This window comes from Pseudomonas sp. PD9R, assembly GCF_019200975.1.
Classification (GTDB): domain Bacteria; phylum Pseudomonadota; class Gammaproteobacteria; order Pseudomonadales; family Pseudomonadaceae; genus Aquipseudomonas.
On sequence record NZ_JAHTMR010000010.1, the window covers coordinates 153,781 to 170,843 of the forward strand.

Consider the following 17,063-nt stretch of genomic DNA (forward strand, 5'->3'; position numbering starts at 1 on the left):
TGGTCATTCTCCAGCGTCAGGCTGTATAAGAAAAACCAATCTTGCTGATCGCTCATTAGGAAAACTGATGTTCGACTATAAATTGCTTTCCGCCTTGGCCGCCGTGGTCGAACAAGCCGGATTTGAACGGGCTGCACAGGTGTTGGGTTTGTCGCAATCGGCGATCTCCCAGCGCATCAAATTGCTGGAAGCGCGTGTAGGCCAACCGGTGCTGGTGCGCGGCACACCACCGTCTCCAACCGAGATTGGCCGGCGTCTGCTTAACCATGTCCAACAAGTCCGGTTACTTGAACGCGATTTGCAAAGCCTCGTACCGGCGCTGGACGAAGAAGGGTCGCCGGAGCGCCTGCGCATCGCGCTGAACGCTGACAGCCTGGCAACCTGGTGGGCGCAGGCGGTGGGGGATTTTTGCGCGGATCAACATCTGCTGCTGGATCTGATCGTGGAAGACCAGACCGTCGGTCTCAAACGCATGCGCGCAGGTGAAGTGGCGGGCTGCCTTTGTGCAAGTGAACGTCCGGTGGCCGGCGCACGCAGCGTTCTGCTCGGGGCCATGCGCTACCGGGCGCTGGCCAGCCCGGCGTTTATCGCACGGCATTTTCCTCAAGGTGTTCGAGCTGATCAGTTGCCGAAAACCCCGGCGCTGGTGTTTGGCCCGGATGATTTCCTGCAGCATCGATACCTCGCATCCCTCGGCGTCGATGGCGGATTCGAACACCATTTATGCCCGTCGTCTGAAGGCTTTATCCGTCTTACTGAAGCCGGGCTCGGCTGGGGGCTGGTGCCCGAACTGCAAGTTATCGAACAGCTGGAGCGCGGTGTTTTACTGGAGCTTCTGCCAGATAAACCTATCGATGTGCCGCTGTACTGGCATCATTGGCGCAATGGCGGGCAGTTGTTGGGTTTACTCACTGATCAATTGGTACGTTCGTCGAAGCAATGGCTAGTGCCCTTGGAGCAGCAGTAAGCGTCAAGCTGCAAGTGAAGCGCTTGCGCACCGTATTTAACTTGCAGCTTGAAGCTTAAAGCTCGCAACTGCATCTGTTGGAGCACTACATGAAGATTCTGGTCACCGGCGCAAGCGGCTTCATCGGCGGGCGCTTTGCGCGTTTCGCCCTGGAGCAGGGCCTTGATGTACGGGTCAACGGTCGCCGGGCCGAGGGTGTTGAGCATCTGGTGCGGCGTGGCGCCGAATTCGTTCAGGGCGATTTGAGTGACCCGCAACTCGCCCGCGACCTGTGTTCCGACGTCGACGCCGTGGTGCATTGTGCCGGTGCCGTCGGTTTGTGGGGCCGCTATCAGGACTTTCACCAAGGCAACGTCCAGGTCACCGAAAACGTAGTCGAAGCCTGCCTCAAACAGCGGGTGAGGCGCCTGGTGCATTTGTCGTCGCCGTCGATCTACTTCGATGGTCGCGACCACTTGGGGCTGACCGAGGAGCAGGTGCCCAAGCGCTTCAAACATCCCTACGCCGCGACCAAGTATCTGGCCGAACAAAAGGTCTTCGGTGCCCAGGAATTTGGCCTCGAAACCCTGGCCCTGCGCCCGCGTTTCGTGACCGGTGCCGGTGACATGAGCATCTTCCCGCGTTTGCTGAACATGCAGCGCAAGGGACGCCTGGCAATCATTGGCAATGGTTTGAACAAAGTCGATTTCACCAGCATGCAAAACCTCAACGAAGCGTTACTCAGCAGTTTGCTGGCCAGCGGTTCGGCCTTGGGCAAGGCCTACAACATCAGCAATGGCACGCCGATTCCATTGTGGGACGTGGTCAATTACGTCATGCGCAAAATGGAAGTCCCACAGGTTACGCGCTACCGTTCCTACGGCTTGGCCTACAGCGTCGGGGCGCTCAATGAGGGCGTTTGCAAGCTGTGGCCGGGCCGTCCGGAGCCGACGTTGTCGCGGCTGGGCATGCAGGTCATGAACAAAAATTTCACCCTCGACATCAGTCGTGCCCGGCATTATCTGGATTACGACCCGAAGGTCAGTCTGTGGACGGCCCTCGATGAGTTCTGTGGCTGGTGGAAGGCCCAGGACATTCGCTGAACCGCCCGGCACTGAACCGAGCCCGGGGTTGAAGGTCAATCGGTGCGGCAGTGGGGGTTATACTCGCCGCATCAAGCTATCACCGCGTTTCACAAAGGTTGACTCAATGTCCATGCGTAACGATGCCAACGACGACTTCGACGATGTACCGAGCCTGCGCGCCGACAGCCTCGACGATGATGATTTCCCGGTCACCACTCGCACCTCGGTGCACTCGCGACCTGCACCGGTCGTGAAGGTTAAAAGCGCGAGCACCGGGCCGTTGTGGGCGCTGGTTGGGGCTTTGGTTTTTGCGTTCGCGGGGTTGGCCTGGTGGAGCTTCCAGCAGATTTCGCTGATGGAGCAGCAACTGGTGGCGACGCAGGAAAGCTTCGCCCGGATAAGTGAGGAAGCGGCGGGGCGCTTGCAGGACATTTCCGGCAAGGTTGTCGCCAGTCAGACCAACGTCACCACCGACAGCGAAGCGCTGAAGCTGCAAATCAAGCAACTGGAAAGCAAACTTCAAGATCAGAGCCAGCAGCAACAAGGCGTGGTCGGTCAGACCTCGGACCTGGACAAGCGTCTGGCGCAGATGACTGCGCAAACCAGCGATCTGGACAAACGGCTGGCGCAGGTGACCACCCAAAGCGCCGAGCACCAGACCGTCAATACGCAGTTGCAGGCCCAGGTCAAAGTCCTGATCAGCGATGTGGCCGCGCTGAAAAGCACCCCGGCGGACACTGAAAAGTTCGACGCTCAGCTCAAAAGCCTCGGCGCCGATATCACAGCACTGAAAAAACAAGGCAACCCGAGCGCCGCCATCGAGCGTCTGGAACAGGAGGTCGTGGTGCTCAAAAGCGAGCAGGACAACCGCCCTGCACCTGCTCAAGGGGCGACCAATACGGCGGAATTCGACGCCTTCCGTGGTCAGGTGACCCGCAACATCAACACCCTTCAGGCGCAGATCCAGAACCTGCAACAGCAGCTGCGCGCCCGCCAGTAATTACGCGTTAAAAAACTATTGTGGCGAGGGAGCTTGCTCCCGCTCGGCGGCGAAGCAGTCGTAAACCAAGCACCGCTGTTCTGACTGAAGAACTGCGGTGAATGGATTAGAGGCCCCTGCGCGCCCCAGCGGGAGCAAGCTCCCTCGCCACAAGTGCGTTCCCCACCACCGTGCCTTGAATATTCGTACATATCCCCAACCCGTCTACGCTCTTGAAACATCGACAAGAACGAGGGATGCACAATGGGGTTTCTGCATAAGTTGGCCTGGATGGGCAGCGTGTTGTTGCTCTGCCTGGGCCAGGTCCAAGCCGCCAACACGGAAAAAGCCGACAGTCAGGCCGCCATCGCCTTGCTGGAAAAAGCCCTGGCCTATTACCACGAGAATGGCGACAAGGCCTTCGCCGCGTTCAGCCGCCAGGGCGAGTTTGTCGACAAGGACCGCTATGTCTTTGTCCTCGATACCAAGGGCGTGATGCTCGCCAGCGGCGGGCCGTCTTCGGCGCTGATTGGCCGTGATGTGTCTGACGTACTTGGGCCGGACCTGCAGAAAACCTTCAAGGACGCCCTGAAAGTGCCGGAAGGCAATGGCATTCAGCAGGCCGATTACCGCTGGCAGAACTGGGCCGACGGCAAGGTCGAGCGCAAGCATGTGTTCTATCAACGTGTGGGCCAGCGAATCATTGCTGTCGGTTACTACCTGCCGCGGGCCTCGGCGGAACAGGCCATGGCCTTGCTCAACAAAGCCGCGACCGATCTGACCAAGGACGAGAAGGGCACGCTGACGGCGATCAACTCGCTCAAGGGTGGCTACTTGCAGGATGACCTGTATGTGTTTGTCGTGGACCTGAACACCCAGCGCTACGTTGCCCACGGCACCAACCTGCGGTTGATCAACACCGATTTCGGCAAGATCAACGATCCGGAAGGCAAACCCGTGGGGGAACCGATTTTGGCGCTGATGGCCAAGCAGGATTACGGCGAATACGAATACCGCTGGAAGAATCCGGTAACCGGTAAGGTCGAGGACAAGCATGCCTACCTGAAGAAGGTTGGGCATTTTCTGGTGGCGGTGGGGTATTACAGCCCTTGATGTTTTAACAGCGAAAGATCAAAAGATCGCAGCCTGCGGCAGCTCCTACATGGGAGTGCATACGGCGGCGATCTTTTGCTTCTAGCGAACCTTATCCTCGCGCCCACGCAACAACATGTTCGGCATGGCAATCGCCGCCGCCAGCCCAAGCAGCGACACCGCCGCGCTGACCATCAGCAGATGCTGGAAGGTCAGCAACAGTTCGGCGCGCAAGGCGTCTTGGGCATCCCCCGGCGCGGCGTTCAGACCGTCCAGCAGAACATTCCCGGAATGGCCTTCGGCAATCAGCGTCGAGCCGGCCAGGTGCGCGAAGCTCGAATCCTGCAACAACGCCAACAACAGTGCCGACATCAATGCCACGCCCACCGCACCGCCCAACGAACGGAACAGGTTTGTGGTGCTGGTGGCAACGCCGATGTCGCGCTGTTCAACCGAATTCTGTGTGCCCACCAGCGAAGTCGGGAACTGCATGCCCGAGGAGATCCCGCAGAGCAGCATGAACAAACTGCTCATTAACAAAGCCTGGGGCGGACTGAACGCCATACCGAGAATCGCCAGCGGCATCAGCAAAGCGCCGCTCAGGATCATTGGTTTGTAGCGTCCGGTCACGGAGGTGCGGCGGCCGGCGAAATACGCACCAATCGGCAAGCCCATGGCCAGCGGCAGTAAGTGCAGGGCGGCGCTGTCGGCACCGGCACCGGTCACGCTCTGGAAGCGCAGCGGCATCAGCACGATCAATGAGATCGCCTGGAAGCTGGTGAAGAAAATCGTGCACCAGCAAAAAATCGCATTGCGATTAGTGAACAAATGCATGGGCAATAACGGCTCCCGCGCGCGCCGCTCATGGGCGACGAACAGACCGAGCACCACCACCGCGCAACCGAGCAAACCCAGCACTTCGGCGCTGCGCCACGAATGGCCTTGGCCGACCTGAGTGATCCCCAGCAGCAACGCCGTCAGGCCGATGATCATCAGCAGGGTGCCAAGGTAATCAATGATCGGTTTGCGTTGCGGAATCGGCAGGCCCACCAGTGTGCGATTGGCCACCAGCCAGGCGCCGAGACCCAGCGGCAGGTTGATCAGGAACACCCAGCGCCAGGACAGATACTCGGTCATGTAGCCTCCGAGCACCGGGCCGGCCACGCTGGCCACCGCGTACATGCTGCTGAAATAGCCCTGATAGCGACCGCGCTCCCGGGGCGGCACGATGTCGCCGATGATCGCCTGACTCACCGAGATCATCCCGCCCGCACCAATGCCTTGAAGAATCCGCGCCAGCACCAACTGCTCCATGCTCTGGGCCATGCCGCAGAACACCGACGCCAGCGTGAACAGGCCCATGCCGAACAGCATCAACTTACGCCGACCGTACAGATCGCCCAATTTGCCGTAGATCGGCACCGCCACCGTCATCGCCACCATGTAGCCGGAAATGACCCAGGCCAGCAGGCTGACATCCTTGAATTGCGCAGAAATGGCTGGCATCGACACGGCGACAATGGTCTGGTCCAGCGCACCGAGAAAAATCGCCAGCATCAGGGCGATCAGCACGCTGCGGATGGCTGGTTTGGCCGTTTCCGGCTGGTTGAGATTGGTCACGGGAAAACCTGCGGGCAGTGATTGACCCGCAAGAGACAAGGCGAGCGGGAATGCTCGTCAGTGTAAGTCGGTAGCAAGCTATTCGATAGCCTCATAAGGAAGGCCGACGTAATTTTCTGCAATGGTTTTTCGACCCGCTTCAGAATCGACAAAGTAGTCCAACTCCGACTCGGCGATACGCTGACTAAACGCGTCGTGCTCATCGAAACGGTGCAGCATCGAAGTCATCCACCACGAAAACCGCTCGGCTTTCCAGACCCGGCGCAGGCAGATTTCAGAGTACTTCTCCAGCAAATCGACACGTCCTTCGCGATAAACCTTCAGCAAAATATTGAACAGCGTACTGACATCGCTGGCGGCCAGGTTCAACCCCTTGGCGCCGGTCGGCGGGACAATGTGCGCGGCATCACCGACCAAAAACATCCGGCCGTATTGCATCGGTTCGACCACGAAACTGCGCAGCGGCGCGATGCTTTTTTCGATGGACGGTCCAGTCACCAGATTGTCCGCCAGCGCTTGCGGTAGACGGGACTTGAGTTCATCCCAGAAACGCTGATCCGACCAGTCCTCGACTATTTCGTCCGCAGGCACTTGCAGGTAGTAGCGGGTGCGCGTCGCCGAACGCATGCTGCACAGGGCAAAGCCGCGCGCGTGGCGCGCATACACCAGCTCGTCGTGGACCGGCGGCGTGTCGGCAAGAATCCCCAGCCAGCCAAACGGGTAGACCCGCTCGAAGACTTTCAGGCACTCGACGGGAATCGACTGCCGTGCCACACCATGGAAACCATCGCACCCGGCAATGTAGTCGCAGTCGAGGCGATACTGTTCGCCGTCCTTCTCAAAAGTGACAAACACTTCGTCGGTTTTCATGCCGTGGGGAACGACGTTGTCGGCTTGGTAAATCGTTTGCGCACCGGCGACCTGACGAGCGGCCATCAGGTCCCGCGTGACCTCGGTTTGCCCATAGACCATCACGGTTTTTCCACCGGTCAGGGCTTGCAGATCGATGTGCACCTGACGCCCGGCGAGGGCCAGCTCGAAGCCGCCGTGAACCAACCCTTCGGCATCCATTCGCTGACCCACGCCGGCCTGGCGCAACAGCTCTACCATGCCTTGTTCAAGGACGCCGGCACGGATGCGCCCGAGCACATAATCGGGACTCTGGCGTTCAAGAATGAGGGTGTCGATACCCGCGTTGTGCAGCAATTGACCGAGCAGTAAACCGGAAGGACCGGCACCAATGATGGCGACTTGGGTATTCAGCGTTTTCATTGTTTTTATGACTCGTAAGCTTCACGCGACCAGGGTCGGTGAATGATTTTTATGGATCGAGTGCTTGCATTTTTCACTTGCGAGTCTGTCAATTGAAGGTGAAAACTGAGCCAATAGCTGTTCGTTCTGCCAATCGGTGCGATTATCGCCCGTCATCTATTCCGAGGCCTGGATTGAAGTGATGAACAAGCCTGACCTGCCATCCATTCCAGTGTTCAAGCTCTACGGTGAAAGCCTGGATTGGCCCACCCCGGACTTGCTGCACTGTGAAACCATTTCCAAACGCAGTCGCGAACATCAATGGGAAATCAAACCCCACCGCCACGCCGATTTATGTCAGTTGCTCTTCGTATTCAAAGGTCAGGCCGAGCTTGAAATCGAAAGCAAACGCACGCAACTGACGGAACCGACGATCCAGATCCTGCCGCCGTTGTCGGTGCACGGTTTCCGCTTTTCCGAGGACGTCGAGGGCTTTGTCGTGACCCTGGCCGCGCCGCTGATCGCTCATCTCCAGGCGCAACTGGGACATTCGGTGAATGCCCTGGCCCAGGCCGAAAGTTATCCGGCGGGCGGCGACAGTGAATACCTCAACAGTCTGTTCAGTGCGTTGCAGAACGAATACACCAGCCACCAGCCGGCGCGGGAAATGCTGATGCATTCGCTGGTCAGCGTGATCATGGTGTGGGTCAGCCGCCAGGTGATCCAGCGTCGATCAGCCACGCAGCGGCCACAACGTGCGCGGGAATACCTCAACGGGTTCATTCAACTGGTGGAAGAAACCTATCGCCAGCACGTCAAGGTCGAGGACCTGGCCCATCGCCTGGGGATTTCCGTGTCCCACCTCAACGGCACCTGCCGTGAGCTGGCGGGCCAACCGGCATTGCAGATCATGCACGAACGACAATTGCTGGAGGCCAAGCGTTTGCTGACCTACACCAGCATGACCATTTATGAAATGTCCGACTTGCTGGGCTTCTCGGACCCGACCAACTTCACGCGCCTGTTCCGACGCAGGGTGGGGATTTCGCCCAAGGCCTTTCGCGACCGATTGAAGGCCGATCAGGACAACGAGGCCTGACCCCTCGTTAGCGAAGGGCGTTGAGGGTCGCGTTGTGGGGAATGCAACGTTCGAAATTGCAACTGGCGTATTCACGGGGCAGGTTACGCAACTGCTCCACGCGCCAGGCTGCAGCGCCGTACAACGCGAGCGTCACCGCGCAGGTGATGAAAATCGCGAGATATCTTCTTGTTTTGACGTTCATGGCGTTGACCTCTGAACCTATACCCTTCGGTATTACTTTGAGCATAGGTCAGGGTTGGTGAGTTGTGTAGGAGCTGCCGCAGGCTGCGATCTTTTGATCTTGATTTTGATCGGCAACGAGAGATCAGGATCAACAGATCGCAGCCTGCGGCAGCTCCTACAGGTTCAGTTCTTGCGCAAACCTCACCACCAAAAAATCCAGCAAGCTGCCGGCATGTGTTTGCGCGAGGCGAATTGTGGGAGTGGGTTACAGGTCGAGATCCCATGCCGGTTCCTGGGGAAACCTCACCACCAAAAAATCCAGCAAGCTGCGCAGCGCCGCCGGCATGTGTTTGCGTGAGGCATACACCGCGTAGATGTTCATCTGCCGAGGTTCCGCCTGGGGCAACAGGCGCACCAGTTCGCCACTGTGGATGTGCACGCCGGCCTGATAAGTCGGCAGCATCGCCACCCCGGCGCCGGCCATCGCCGCGCGAAGCAACGTACTGGCTTCGTTGGCGCTGATGTTGCCCTGCACCGGCACCGAGACCGGCTCGCCGTCCTGTTCGAAATGCCACAGGCTTTTGCTGAAGTAGGAATGTGTCAGGCAATTGTGCTGGCTCAAGTCCTCGATTCGCTGCGGCGTCGAGTGCTCGCGCAGGTAAGCGGGGGAGGCGCAGACCACTGAGCGGCAGACGGTCAGTCGGCGGGCGATCAGATTCGGGTCCAGGTCATTGCTGGTGCGAATGGCCAGGTCGATGCGCTCATCCACCAGGTTAACTGTGCGGTCGAGCATTTGCATGTCGATGCTGACGCCGGGGTAGCGCTTGACGTACGCCGCCATGGCATCGGCCAGTTGCGCCTGGCCGAACGAGGTACTGACGCTGATCCGCAGCAGGCCGCGCGGTGCTTCGTCCGGTTCACTGACAGCCGCTTGCATGTCTGTGGATAACTCGAGCATCTGCCGGCAACGGGGCAGGGTTTCGCTGCCAGCGGCGGTCAGGCTCAACCTGCGTGTGGTGCGGTGCATCAGGCGCGCGCCGACCCAGTCCTCCAATTCCGCCAGATACCGCGAAACCACCGGCCGCGACAGCTCCATATGGTCGGCGGCGGCCGACTGGCTGCCGAGGTCGACCACGGTGACGAACACCCGCATTGCTTGTAGACGATCCATGATTTGCCCGATTTCAGAAACAAACTATGTTCCAGCATCGCATTTTTTGTACTGAGTCAGGCAACTAAGCTCCGTTCCTATACCCGTAGGAGCTGTCGAGTGAAACGAGGCTGCGATCTTTTGACTTTGATTTTTAAAAAACAAGATCAAAAGATCGCAGCCTCGTTTCACTCGACAGCTCCTACAGGGTCATCATTGGACAACGGAGCAACACATGATTGAATTCACCGCCTTCAAGCGCCTTTTACTGGCTGCCGCGATCTTCGGGTTTGCCGCCCATGCCACGGCATCGACCTTGACCCTGGACGTCTACAACCCCGGTGATAAAGCGATCTTCCCGGTGACTTCGGTCCTGGTCAGCGGCGAGAAAGAGGCAATCCTGGTCGACGCGCAATTCGGTAAATCCCAGGCCGAACAAGTGGTGGAAAAAATCCGCGCCAGCGGCAAGCAACTGACCACCATCTACATCAGCCACGGCGACCCTGATTACTATTTCGGCCTCGATACCCTGACCACTGCATTCCCGAAAGCCAAGGTGCTCGCTTCACAGCCGACCGTTGATCACATCAAGCAAACCGTCAACGGAAAACTGGCGTTCTGGGGCCCGAAAATGGGCGCTGACGTGCCCGCAAAAACCATCGTGCCGGATGTACTCAAAGGCGACAGCCTGATCCTCGAAGGGCAGAAATTGCAGGTGGTCGGCCTTGAGGGCAAACAACCGGATCGCAGTTTCGTGTGGATTCCGTCGATCAAAGCCGTGGTCGGTGGTGTGGTCGTGGCAGAAAACATCCACGTGTGGATGGCCGACACGCAAACCGCGCAGTCCCATGCCGATTGGTTGGCTACGCTGCACTCAATCGAAACCCTGAAACCGAAAACCATCGTGCCGGGGCACTACCTCGGTGACAGCGCTCGTTCGCTGGCTGCCGTGCAGTTCACCGCTGATTACATCAAGGCCTTCGACGAAGAAACCGCCAAGGCCAAGGATTCTGCCGCACTGATCGCCGCGATGAAAAAACGCTTCCCGACACTGGGCGAAGAAAGCTCCCTGGAGCTGAGCGCCAAAGTCGCCAAGGGCGAGATGAAGTGGTAACCCGATACGCATGACCCTGTAGGCCTGTAGGAGCTGTCGAGTGAAACGAGGCTGCGATCTTTTGATCTTAAAAAACAAAATCAAAAGATCGCAGCCTCGTTTCACTCGACAGCTCCTGCATAGGTCCATTGAACACCCAACCCACTGGAGAACCTCATGAGCAAAATCGCAATCATCGGTGCCACCGGGCGTGCCGGCAGCCAATTGTTGGAAGAAGCCGTGCGTCGTGGTCATAGCGTCACCGCCATCGCTCGCGACACCGCTAAGGTCGGACCGCGCGAAGGTGTGGTCAGCAAAAATGTCGATGCCCTCGACGGCACGGCATTGCAAGCTGCGGTCGCGGATCATGACGTGGTCATCAGCGCGGCGCATTTCTCCACACTTCCCGCCAGCGCCGTTATCGGCCCGGTGAAACAGGCCGGCGTGAAGCGTTTGTTGGTGGTGGGCGGTGCTGGTTCGTTGTTGTTGCCGGACGGCACTCGCGTCATCGACAGCAAAGGCTTCCCGGCGGAGTACAAGGCAGAGGCCGGTGCTGGCGCCGAGTTTCTCGAAAACCTGCGTCAAGAACAGGATCTGGACTGGACCTTTTTGTCGCCGTCTGCAGAGTTTGTCGAGGGTGAGCGCACCGGCAAATTCCGGCTTGGAAAGGATGATTTGCTGGTGAGTAGCGAAGGGCGCAGCTGGATCACGTTTGCCGATTTCGCGATTGCGATGCTGGATGAAGTGGAAGCGCCGAAGCATTCCCGTAAAAGGTTCACCGTCGGTTACTGATCACCACAATTCCCGTAACACCGCAAACCCTGTAGGAGCTGTCGAGTGCAACGAGGCTGCGATCTTTTGATTTTGATTTTCTAAAAACAAGATCAAAAGATCGCAGCCTCGTTGCACTCGACAGCTCCTACATTAGCGTTAGCGTGATTGGGCTTGTTCTACCAACCACCCCATCAATTCGCGCAATTTCGGCGAAGGTCCGGGTTTTTCCGGAAAAACGAGGTAATACGCGAGCCCGGTTTTTACCTTCAATTCAAAGGGCATGACCAGCCGTCCGGCACTCAGGTCATCGCCAATCAGCGACCAGTCGCCGATCGCCACGCCTGTCCCCTGGGACGCCATCGACATCGCCAGATCCAGCGTTTCGAAATGCTGACCCTTGCTGACATTGCTCAAGCGAATATCCGCCGTGGCCAGCCAGGCTTTCCAGTCCCGTTCATCCCGGGTGGGGTGCAGCAGCATGTGCTGTTCCAGATCTTTCGGTGTTTGCAGCGGCACTGCGCCTTCGAGCAGTGGCTTGGAACACACGGGTGTCAGTATTTCTTCGAACAAGCGCTGCGAGACCAACGCACTGTCCGGCGGGGGGCCATACATCACCGCCGCATCGAATTGCTCACGATGAAAATCCACGCCGTGCTTGACCGTGGTGGTCAATTCCACCGGCACGTCCGGGCGCTCTCTTTGCCACTGCAGCAATCGTGGCAACAGCCAGCGCATGACGCAGGTCGGGGCCTTGAGTTGCAGGGTTTCGCGCTTCTCGCCGATCTGCTCCACGGCCTCATCGATCAAGCCGAAAATCTGCTGTACCCGTGGCAGCCATTCCCGTCCTTCGGCGGTCAAGTCGAGACCTCGGGCCTGGCGGATGAACAGTTCATAACCCAGAAAATCTTCCAGCCCGGCGATTTGCCGGCTCACTGCACCCTGGGTGATGTGCAGTTGCTCGGCGGCCCGGGTGAAGTTGCAGCACTGCGCGGTAATCAGAAAGGTGTGCAGCGCCGGCAGGGGAGGCAGTCGTTTCATTGGGATCCAAGGTATGACGTGAGGACATGGCTAGTATGACTTTTTATCCATTGTTGCGGCTACGTGTCGCCCGTTCCAATGAGGCCATCCCTGGACCTGCGAATCCATCATAAACACTGCGCAGGCCCGGCGTCTCAAACGAACAAGAAGGGAAATGACATGGCGACGTGCGGCGAAGTATTGGTCAAGTTACTCGAAGATTACGGGGTTGAGCAGGTGTTCGGCATTCCCGGGGTTCACACCGTGGAGCTGTATCGCGGGCTGGCCCGTTCGAGCATCAACCACGTCACCCCGCGTCACGAACAGGGCGCCGGTTTCATGGCCGACGGTTATGCCCGCACCAGCGGCAAACCGGGTGTGTGCTTCATCATCACCGGCCCTGGCATGACCAACATCACCACTGCGATGGGCCAGGCTTACGCCGATTCGATCCCGATGCTGGTGATCTCCAGCGTACAGACTCGCAACCAGTTGGGCGGCGGTCGCGGCAAGCTCCACGAGCTGCCGAACCAGAGCGCATTGGTCGCTGGCGTGGCGGCGTTCTCCCACACCCTGATGTCGGCGTCGGAATTGCCGGGTGTTCTGGCCCGTGCTTTTGCGCTGTTCCAAGCCGGTCGTCCGCGTCCGGTACACATCGAAATTCCACTGGACGTTCTGGTTGAAGAAGCCGACGACCTGCTCACCAGTGTACCGGTCAACATCGATCGCGCCGGTGCTTCGCCGACCGCCGTTTCGCGCATGACCGAACTGCTGGCTGGCGCCAAGCGTCCGCTGATTCTCGCCGGTGGCGGTGCCATCGATGCCGCCACCGAGCTGACTGAACTGGCTGAACTGCTGGACGCGCCCGTCGCGCTGACCATCAATGCCAAAGGCATGCTGGAGTCCGGTCACCCGCTGCTGATCGGTTCGACCCAAAGCCTGGTCGCCACCCGCGCGCTGGTTGCCGAGGCCGATGTGGTGTTGGCCATCGGCACAGAGCTGGCCGAGACTGACTACGACGTCACCTTCGCCGGTGGTTTCGAGATTCCTGGCAAGCTGTTGCGCGTCGACATCGACCCGGACCAGACCGTGCGCAACTACCCGCCGCACGTAGCGTTGGTGTCCGACTCACGCAACGCCGCGCAAGCCTTGCTCAGCGCGCTGTCGCACAAGTCTCTGGCTGAACGCCGCAACGATTGGGGCCAGGTGCGTGCCGCCCGTTTGCGCGAAGAATTGAATGCAAACTGGGATGCGCCGACCCTGGCCCAGACCCGTTTCCTGGAAACCGTACTGCACGAACTGCCGGACGCTGTATTCGTCGGCGATTCGACCCAGCCGGTGTACACCGGCAACCTGACGTTCAACCCGGAGCGCCCACGTCGCTGGTTCAACTCGTCGACCGGTTACGGCACCCTCGGTTATGCCCTGCCAGCCGCGATTGGCGCATGGCTCGGTGGCCGCGTTGAAGGCGGCGCACGTCCTCCGGTTGTTTGCCTGATCGGCGACGGTGGCCTCCAGTTCACCTTGCCGGAGCTGGCCAGTGCCGTGGAAGCGCGCACCCCGGTGATTGTGCTGCTGTGGAACAACCAAGGTTACGAAGAGATCAAGAAGTACATGGTCAACCGTGCCATCGAGCCGGTTGGCGTGGACATCTACACCCCGGACTTCATTGGCGTAGCCAAGGCCCTGGGTTGCGCCGCCGAGGCGGTCACCGGCGTCGAGCAACTGCGCGGTGCACTGCGTATGGCCACGGACCGCCAAGGCCCGACCCTGATTGAAATCGACCAGACCCTATGGACGCAGGCGGTGTCGAAATGACTTTCCCGACGACACTGGATGGCTTGTTCATCGACGGCCAATGGTCCGCCGGCAGCGAACACTTGCGCGTGATCAACCCGGCGACCGAAGCGCTGCTGACCACCGTAAATGGCGGTGACGAGCGCGCCGTCGAGCAAGCCGTCAGCGCCGCGACCAATGCCTTTGCCCAGTGGTCGAAAACCACCGGTGCCGAGCGCGGCGCGATCCTGCGCAAAATCGCTGCGGGCGTGCAGGCCGGTCGCGACCAATTGATGCACTTGCAGTCGAGTAACAACGGCAAGCCACAGTTTGAAGCGGCCATCGACGTTGACGACGTGATCGCCACGTTCGAGTACTACGCCGGTCTGGCCGAAGGCCTGGATGCCAGGCAGGACAGCGTCGTTGAATTGCCGAGCGACGATTTCAGCGCTCGCCTGCGCCGCGAACCCTGCGGTGTAGTCGGCCTGATCGTGCCGTGGAATTTCCCGATGGTCACCACCGCGTGGAAACTCGCCCCGGCCCTGGCCGCCGGTTGCTGCGTGGTGCTCAAGCCTTCGGAAGTGACCCCTCTGCCAGAGCTGGAATTGGCAGCGATCATCGCCGAAGCGGGTTTGCCTGCCGGCGTGTTCAACGTGGTGTGCGGCACCGGGCTGGCCGTGGGGGCACCGCTGTCGGCGGACCCGCGTATCGCCAAGATTTCCTTCACCGGCAGCAACGCCGTCGGCGTGCAGGTCATGCAACGCGCGGCAGAAACCGTCAAAGGCGTGAGCCTGGAACTGGGCGGTAAATCCTCGTTGCTGGTACTGGCCGATGCCGATATCGAACTGGCGGTGGAAGTGGCCTGTGGTGGCGGTTTCTTCAACGCCGGGCAGATGTGTTCCGCCACCAGCCGCGTGCTGGTCGCCGATGAACTGGCCGATGAATTCCTGATGCGTCTGAAGGCCCGCGCCGAAGCGATTCGCGTGGCCGACCCGTTCGACCCGAACGTGGAAATGGGTGCGCTGGTCAATCAGGCGCAATACCAACGCGTGCTCGGCCACATCGATCGCGGTTTGAGCGCGGGTGCCAAGCTGATTTGCGGCGGCAATCGGCCGGCGGATCTGCCGCGCGGATATTTTTTGCAGCCGACGATTTTCACCGAAGTGCCCCTCGACAGTGCGTTGTGGTGTGAAGAGATTTTCGGCCCGGTGATTTGCGTACGCAGTTTTGCCAGCGAAGCCGAAGCGATTGCCCTGGCCAATGACAGTCAGTTCGGTCTGGTCGCCAGCGTGGTCACGCGCAATGCCGAAGCGGCGGATCGCGTCGCCAACGCCTTGCAGGCGGGGCTTGTATGGATCAACGCGCCACAAGTGATCTTCCCGCAGACCGCGTGGGGTGGCTACAAACAGAGCAGCATCGGCCGTGAATTGGGCCCGTGGGGCTTGCAGGCTTTCCAGGAAATCAAACACGTGATTCGGGCCCTGTAGGAGCGAGCTTGCTCGCGATGGACGTTAACGATGACGTGGGCTGCCTGAATGAACGTGGCGCCCTTGTGCCCATCGCAAGCTCGCTCCTACAAAGGGCAACGCATGCCTCGCGATGAGGCATGCGATGGCGTCATGGCTTCGATGAGTTTTTATCGATAGTCAGGTGTTTTACACGACCTCAGGATGAACTCGCTGGCTCAGCCAAGCCCCCGAAAATACGGGGGCCAATTCTGATCCGGTCGCGCGGATGCAACAGTTTCGACCTGCCTTATACCTACAAAAACAACGGGAGTCCGTAATGGGCGAGCATGATCTGAACAGACGTCAATTCATCAAGACCGTAGGCGTAGCCTCGGTTGCAGCGGCGGCCATGAGCCTGCCGTTCGTCAGGGCCAACGCCAGTGACACCCGCTTCCAGGGCAAGACCCTGCGCCTGTTGACCTGGTCCGATGACACGGGCCTGGCTGCGCTGCGCAACATCGCTGCGACTTTCGAAGACAAGTACGGTTGCAAGGTCATCGCTGACCGCACCGGCAGTACCTCGGAAATGGTCGCCAAACTCAAGGCCGGCGGTGATCGTCCGCAGTACGACATCATCACCCTGGCAGGCGTCGGTGCCGAAGGTCTGGCCGCCGCCAACCTTCTGGAAAAACCTGACCTCAACCGCATCCCCAACATCGTCGATGTACCGGAGAAGTACCGCACCGGCGCCAATGGCCACGGTATCGGTTACCTGCTCTGGTGCAACAGCCTGGTCTACAGCACCCGCACCCAGAAAGAAGCGCCAACCAGCTACGCGGCCCTGTGGGACCCCGAGCTGGCACCGAACATCTTCCTGCCGCCGCCGAACTGGACCGAGGCCATGGACCTGATCATCATCGCCGCCAAACTGGCCGGTGGTGACGAACACAACATTGAGCCGGGCTTCAAGAAACTCGCCGAACTCAAGGACCGTGTGGTGACCCTGGGTGAAAACCCGAACCAGATCGCCGAGCTGTTCCGCACCGGTTCGCTGGACATGGGTGGCCTGTACGCGCCAGCGTTCTTCCCGAAACAGATCCGCGATCCGAACTACGGTCTGAGCGCAACCTTTGGCATGAAAGAAGGTTTCTACACCGACTTGATGCAATCGGTAATGCCGAAAAACCGCCCGGGCGATACCGACCTGGCCTACGCCTTCATCAACCATTCTCTGGACCCGCTGGTGCAGGGCAAGATGGCTGAGGACATTTACAACGGCCCGGTCAACGCCAAGGCGATCATTTCCGCCGAAGCGCGCAAGAGTCCGTACATCCTCACGCCGGAGCAGATTGCCGAGAAGGCGATCATGCACGACAACGCCTTCCTGGCCACCGTGCATGACCAATGGATTCGTCGTTACACGGAAATCTTTTCTTCCTGATCTGTAGGAGCTGCCGAAGGCTGCGATCTTTTGATCCTGCTCTTCGGTGGCTCTGAAAAAGATCAAAAGATCGCAGCCTGCGGCAGCTCCTACAGGGGGGGTCGTACAGGCTGATATTTCTGATCTT

The 17,063-nt window shown here is 59.4% G+C and carries 15 protein-coding genes; 10 read left to right on the forward strand and 5 right to left on the reverse strand.

Features of this window, described 5'->3' with window-relative positions:
* Positions 1–67: 67 nt before the first annotated feature.
* The 4 genes from KUF73_RS19840 to KUF73_RS19855 all read left to right on the forward strand — a co-directional run bounded on the left by KUF73_RS19840 (position 68) and on the right by KUF73_RS19855 (position 4,123).
* Positions 68–967 carry a LysR family transcriptional regulator ArgP gene (locus KUF73_RS19840; protein ID WP_218439745.1) on the forward strand — a complete coding sequence of 300 codons (900 nt, stop codon included), beginning with the start codon at positions 68–70 and terminating at the stop codon, positions 965–967.
* An 89-nt stretch (positions 968–1,056) separates the two neighbouring features.
* Positions 1,057–2,049, forward strand: a complete 993-nt coding sequence (locus KUF73_RS19845) for an NAD(P)-dependent oxidoreductase (RefSeq protein WP_218439746.1) — start codon at positions 1,057–1,059, stop codon at positions 2,047–2,049.
* Positions 2,050–2,155: 106 nt separating this feature from the next.
* Positions 2,156–3,031, forward strand: coding sequence for an ATPase (locus KUF73_RS19850; protein ID WP_218439747.1), 876 nt, complete (start codon positions 2,156–2,158; stop codon positions 3,029–3,031).
* A 243-nt stretch (positions 3,032–3,274) separates the two neighbouring features.
* A complete protein-coding gene (locus tag KUF73_RS19855) occupies positions 3,275–4,123 on the forward strand; it encodes a cache domain-containing protein (protein ID WP_218439748.1) in 849 nt (282 codons plus the stop codon).
* 81 nt (positions 4,124–4,204) lie between these two features.
* Here KUF73_RS19855 and KUF73_RS19860 read toward each other — a convergent pair whose 3' ends face one another.
* Both KUF73_RS19860 and pobA read right to left on the reverse strand, forming a co-directional pair.
* On the reverse strand, positions 4,205–5,722 hold the full coding sequence (locus KUF73_RS19860) for an MDR family MFS transporter (protein WP_218439749.1): 1,518 nt from the start codon (positions 5,720–5,722) through the stop codon (positions 4,205–4,207).
* A gap of 78 nt (positions 5,723–5,800) precedes the next feature.
* A complete protein-coding gene (pobA, locus tag KUF73_RS19865) occupies positions 5,801–6,985 on the reverse strand; it encodes a 4-hydroxybenzoate 3-monooxygenase (RefSeq protein WP_218439822.1) in 1,185 nt (394 codons plus the stop codon).
* Between the two features lie 190 nt (positions 6,986–7,175).
* On the opposite strand from pobA, the gene KUF73_RS19870 reads away from it, so the two are divergent.
* Positions 7,176–8,072 carry a helix-turn-helix domain-containing protein gene (locus tag KUF73_RS19870; protein ID WP_218439750.1) on the forward strand — a complete coding sequence of 299 codons (897 nt, stop codon included), beginning with the start codon at positions 7,176–7,178 and terminating at the stop codon, positions 8,070–8,072.
* Between the two features lie 7 nt (positions 8,073–8,079).
* On the opposite strand, the gene KUF73_RS19875 is transcribed toward KUF73_RS19870, so the two are convergent.
* Positions 8,080–8,256 (reverse strand): hypothetical protein, encoded by a 177-nt coding sequence (locus KUF73_RS19875; protein ID WP_218439751.1) that lies wholly within the window; start codon positions 8,254–8,256, stop codon positions 8,080–8,082.
* Between the two features lie 246 nt (positions 8,257–8,502).
* Positions 8,503–9,408 carry a LysR family transcriptional regulator gene (locus tag KUF73_RS19880; protein WP_218439752.1) on the reverse strand — a complete coding sequence of 302 codons (906 nt, stop codon included), beginning with the start codon at positions 9,406–9,408 and terminating at the stop codon, positions 8,503–8,505.
* A 214-nt stretch (positions 9,409–9,622) separates the two neighbouring features.
* On the opposite strand from KUF73_RS19880, the gene KUF73_RS19885 reads away from it, so the two are divergent.
* Positions 9,623–10,501: an MBL fold metallo-hydrolase gene (locus KUF73_RS19885; protein ID WP_218439753.1), complete on the forward strand. Its 879-nt coding sequence runs from the start codon at positions 9,623–9,625 to the stop codon at positions 10,499–10,501.
* Positions 10,502–10,657: 156 nt separating this feature from the next.
* On the forward strand, positions 10,658–11,272 hold the full coding sequence (locus tag KUF73_RS19890; protein ID WP_218439754.1) for an NAD(P)-dependent oxidoreductase: 615 nt from the start codon (positions 10,658–10,660) through the stop codon (positions 11,270–11,272).
* A gap of 138 nt (positions 11,273–11,410) precedes the next feature.
* On the opposite strand, the gene KUF73_RS19895 is transcribed toward KUF73_RS19890, so the two are convergent.
* On the reverse strand, positions 11,411–12,292 hold the full coding sequence (locus KUF73_RS19895) for a LysR substrate-binding domain-containing protein (RefSeq protein WP_218439755.1): 882 nt from the start codon (positions 12,290–12,292) through the stop codon (positions 11,411–11,413).
* A 159-nt stretch (positions 12,293–12,451) separates the two neighbouring features.
* On the opposite strand from KUF73_RS19895, the gene KUF73_RS19900 reads away from it, so the two are divergent.
* The 3 genes from KUF73_RS19900 to KUF73_RS19910 all read left to right on the forward strand — a co-directional run bounded on the left by KUF73_RS19900 (position 12,452) and on the right by KUF73_RS19910 (position 16,936).
* A complete protein-coding gene (locus KUF73_RS19900) occupies positions 12,452–14,089 on the forward strand; it encodes a 5-guanidino-2-oxopentanoate decarboxylase (protein WP_218439756.1) in 1,638 nt (545 codons plus the stop codon).
* The gene (locus tag KUF73_RS19905) at positions 14,086–15,534 is read left to right on the forward strand and encodes an aldehyde dehydrogenase family protein (protein WP_218439757.1); all 1,449 of its coding nucleotides are present in this window, start codon (positions 14,086–14,088) and stop codon (positions 15,532–15,534) included. Before KUF73_RS19900 ends, KUF73_RS19905 begins: the two co-directional genes overlap by 4 nt.
* Before the next feature lie 298 nt (positions 15,535–15,832).
* Positions 15,833–16,936 (forward strand): ABC transporter substrate-binding protein, encoded by a 1,104-nt coding sequence (locus KUF73_RS19910; protein ID WP_218439758.1) that lies wholly within the window; start codon positions 15,833–15,835, stop codon positions 16,934–16,936.
* The last annotated feature ends 127 nt before the right edge of the window (positions 16,937–17,063 follow it).

Bases quoted from the DNA above. Each gene is read 5' to 3' on its own strand.
- KUF73_RS19840 (WP_218439745.1), top strand. From the start codon at position 68: ATGTTCGACTATAAATTGCTTTCCGCCTTGGCCGCCGTGGTCGAACAA.
- KUF73_RS19845 (WP_218439746.1), top strand. From the start codon at position 1,057: ATGAAGATTCTGGTCACCGGCGCAAGCGGCTTCATCGGCGGGCGCTTT.
- KUF73_RS19850 (WP_218439747.1), top strand. From the start codon at position 2,156: ATGTCCATGCGTAACGATGCCAACGACGACTTCGACGATGTACCGAGC.
- KUF73_RS19855 (WP_218439748.1), top strand. From the start codon at position 3,275: ATGGGGTTTCTGCATAAGTTGGCCTGGATGGGCAGCGTGTTGTTGCTC.
- KUF73_RS19870 (WP_218439750.1), top strand. From the start codon at position 7,176: ATGAACAAGCCTGACCTGCCATCCATTCCAGTGTTCAAGCTCTACGGT.
- KUF73_RS19875 (WP_218439751.1), bottom strand. From the start codon at position 8,256: ATGAACGTCAAAACAAGAAGATATCTCGCGATTTTCATCACCTGCGCG.
- KUF73_RS19880 (WP_218439752.1), bottom strand. From the start codon at position 9,408: ATGGATCGTCTACAAGCAATGCGGGTGTTCGTCACCGTGGTCGACCTC.
- KUF73_RS19885 (WP_218439753.1), top strand. From the start codon at position 9,623: ATGATTGAATTCACCGCCTTCAAGCGCCTTTTACTGGCTGCCGCGATC.
- KUF73_RS19890 (WP_218439754.1), top strand. From the start codon at position 10,658: ATGAGCAAAATCGCAATCATCGGTGCCACCGGGCGTGCCGGCAGCCAA.
- KUF73_RS19895 (WP_218439755.1), bottom strand. From the start codon at position 12,292: ATGAAACGACTGCCTCCCCTGCCGGCGCTGCACACCTTTCTGATTACC.
- KUF73_RS19900 (WP_218439756.1), top strand. From the start codon at position 12,452: ATGGCGACGTGCGGCGAAGTATTGGTCAAGTTACTCGAAGATTACGGG.
- KUF73_RS19905 (WP_218439757.1), top strand. From the start codon at position 14,086: ATGACTTTCCCGACGACACTGGATGGCTTGTTCATCGACGGCCAATGG.
- KUF73_RS19910 (WP_218439758.1), top strand. From the start codon at position 15,833: ATGGGCGAGCATGATCTGAACAGACGTCAATTCATCAAGACCGTAGGC.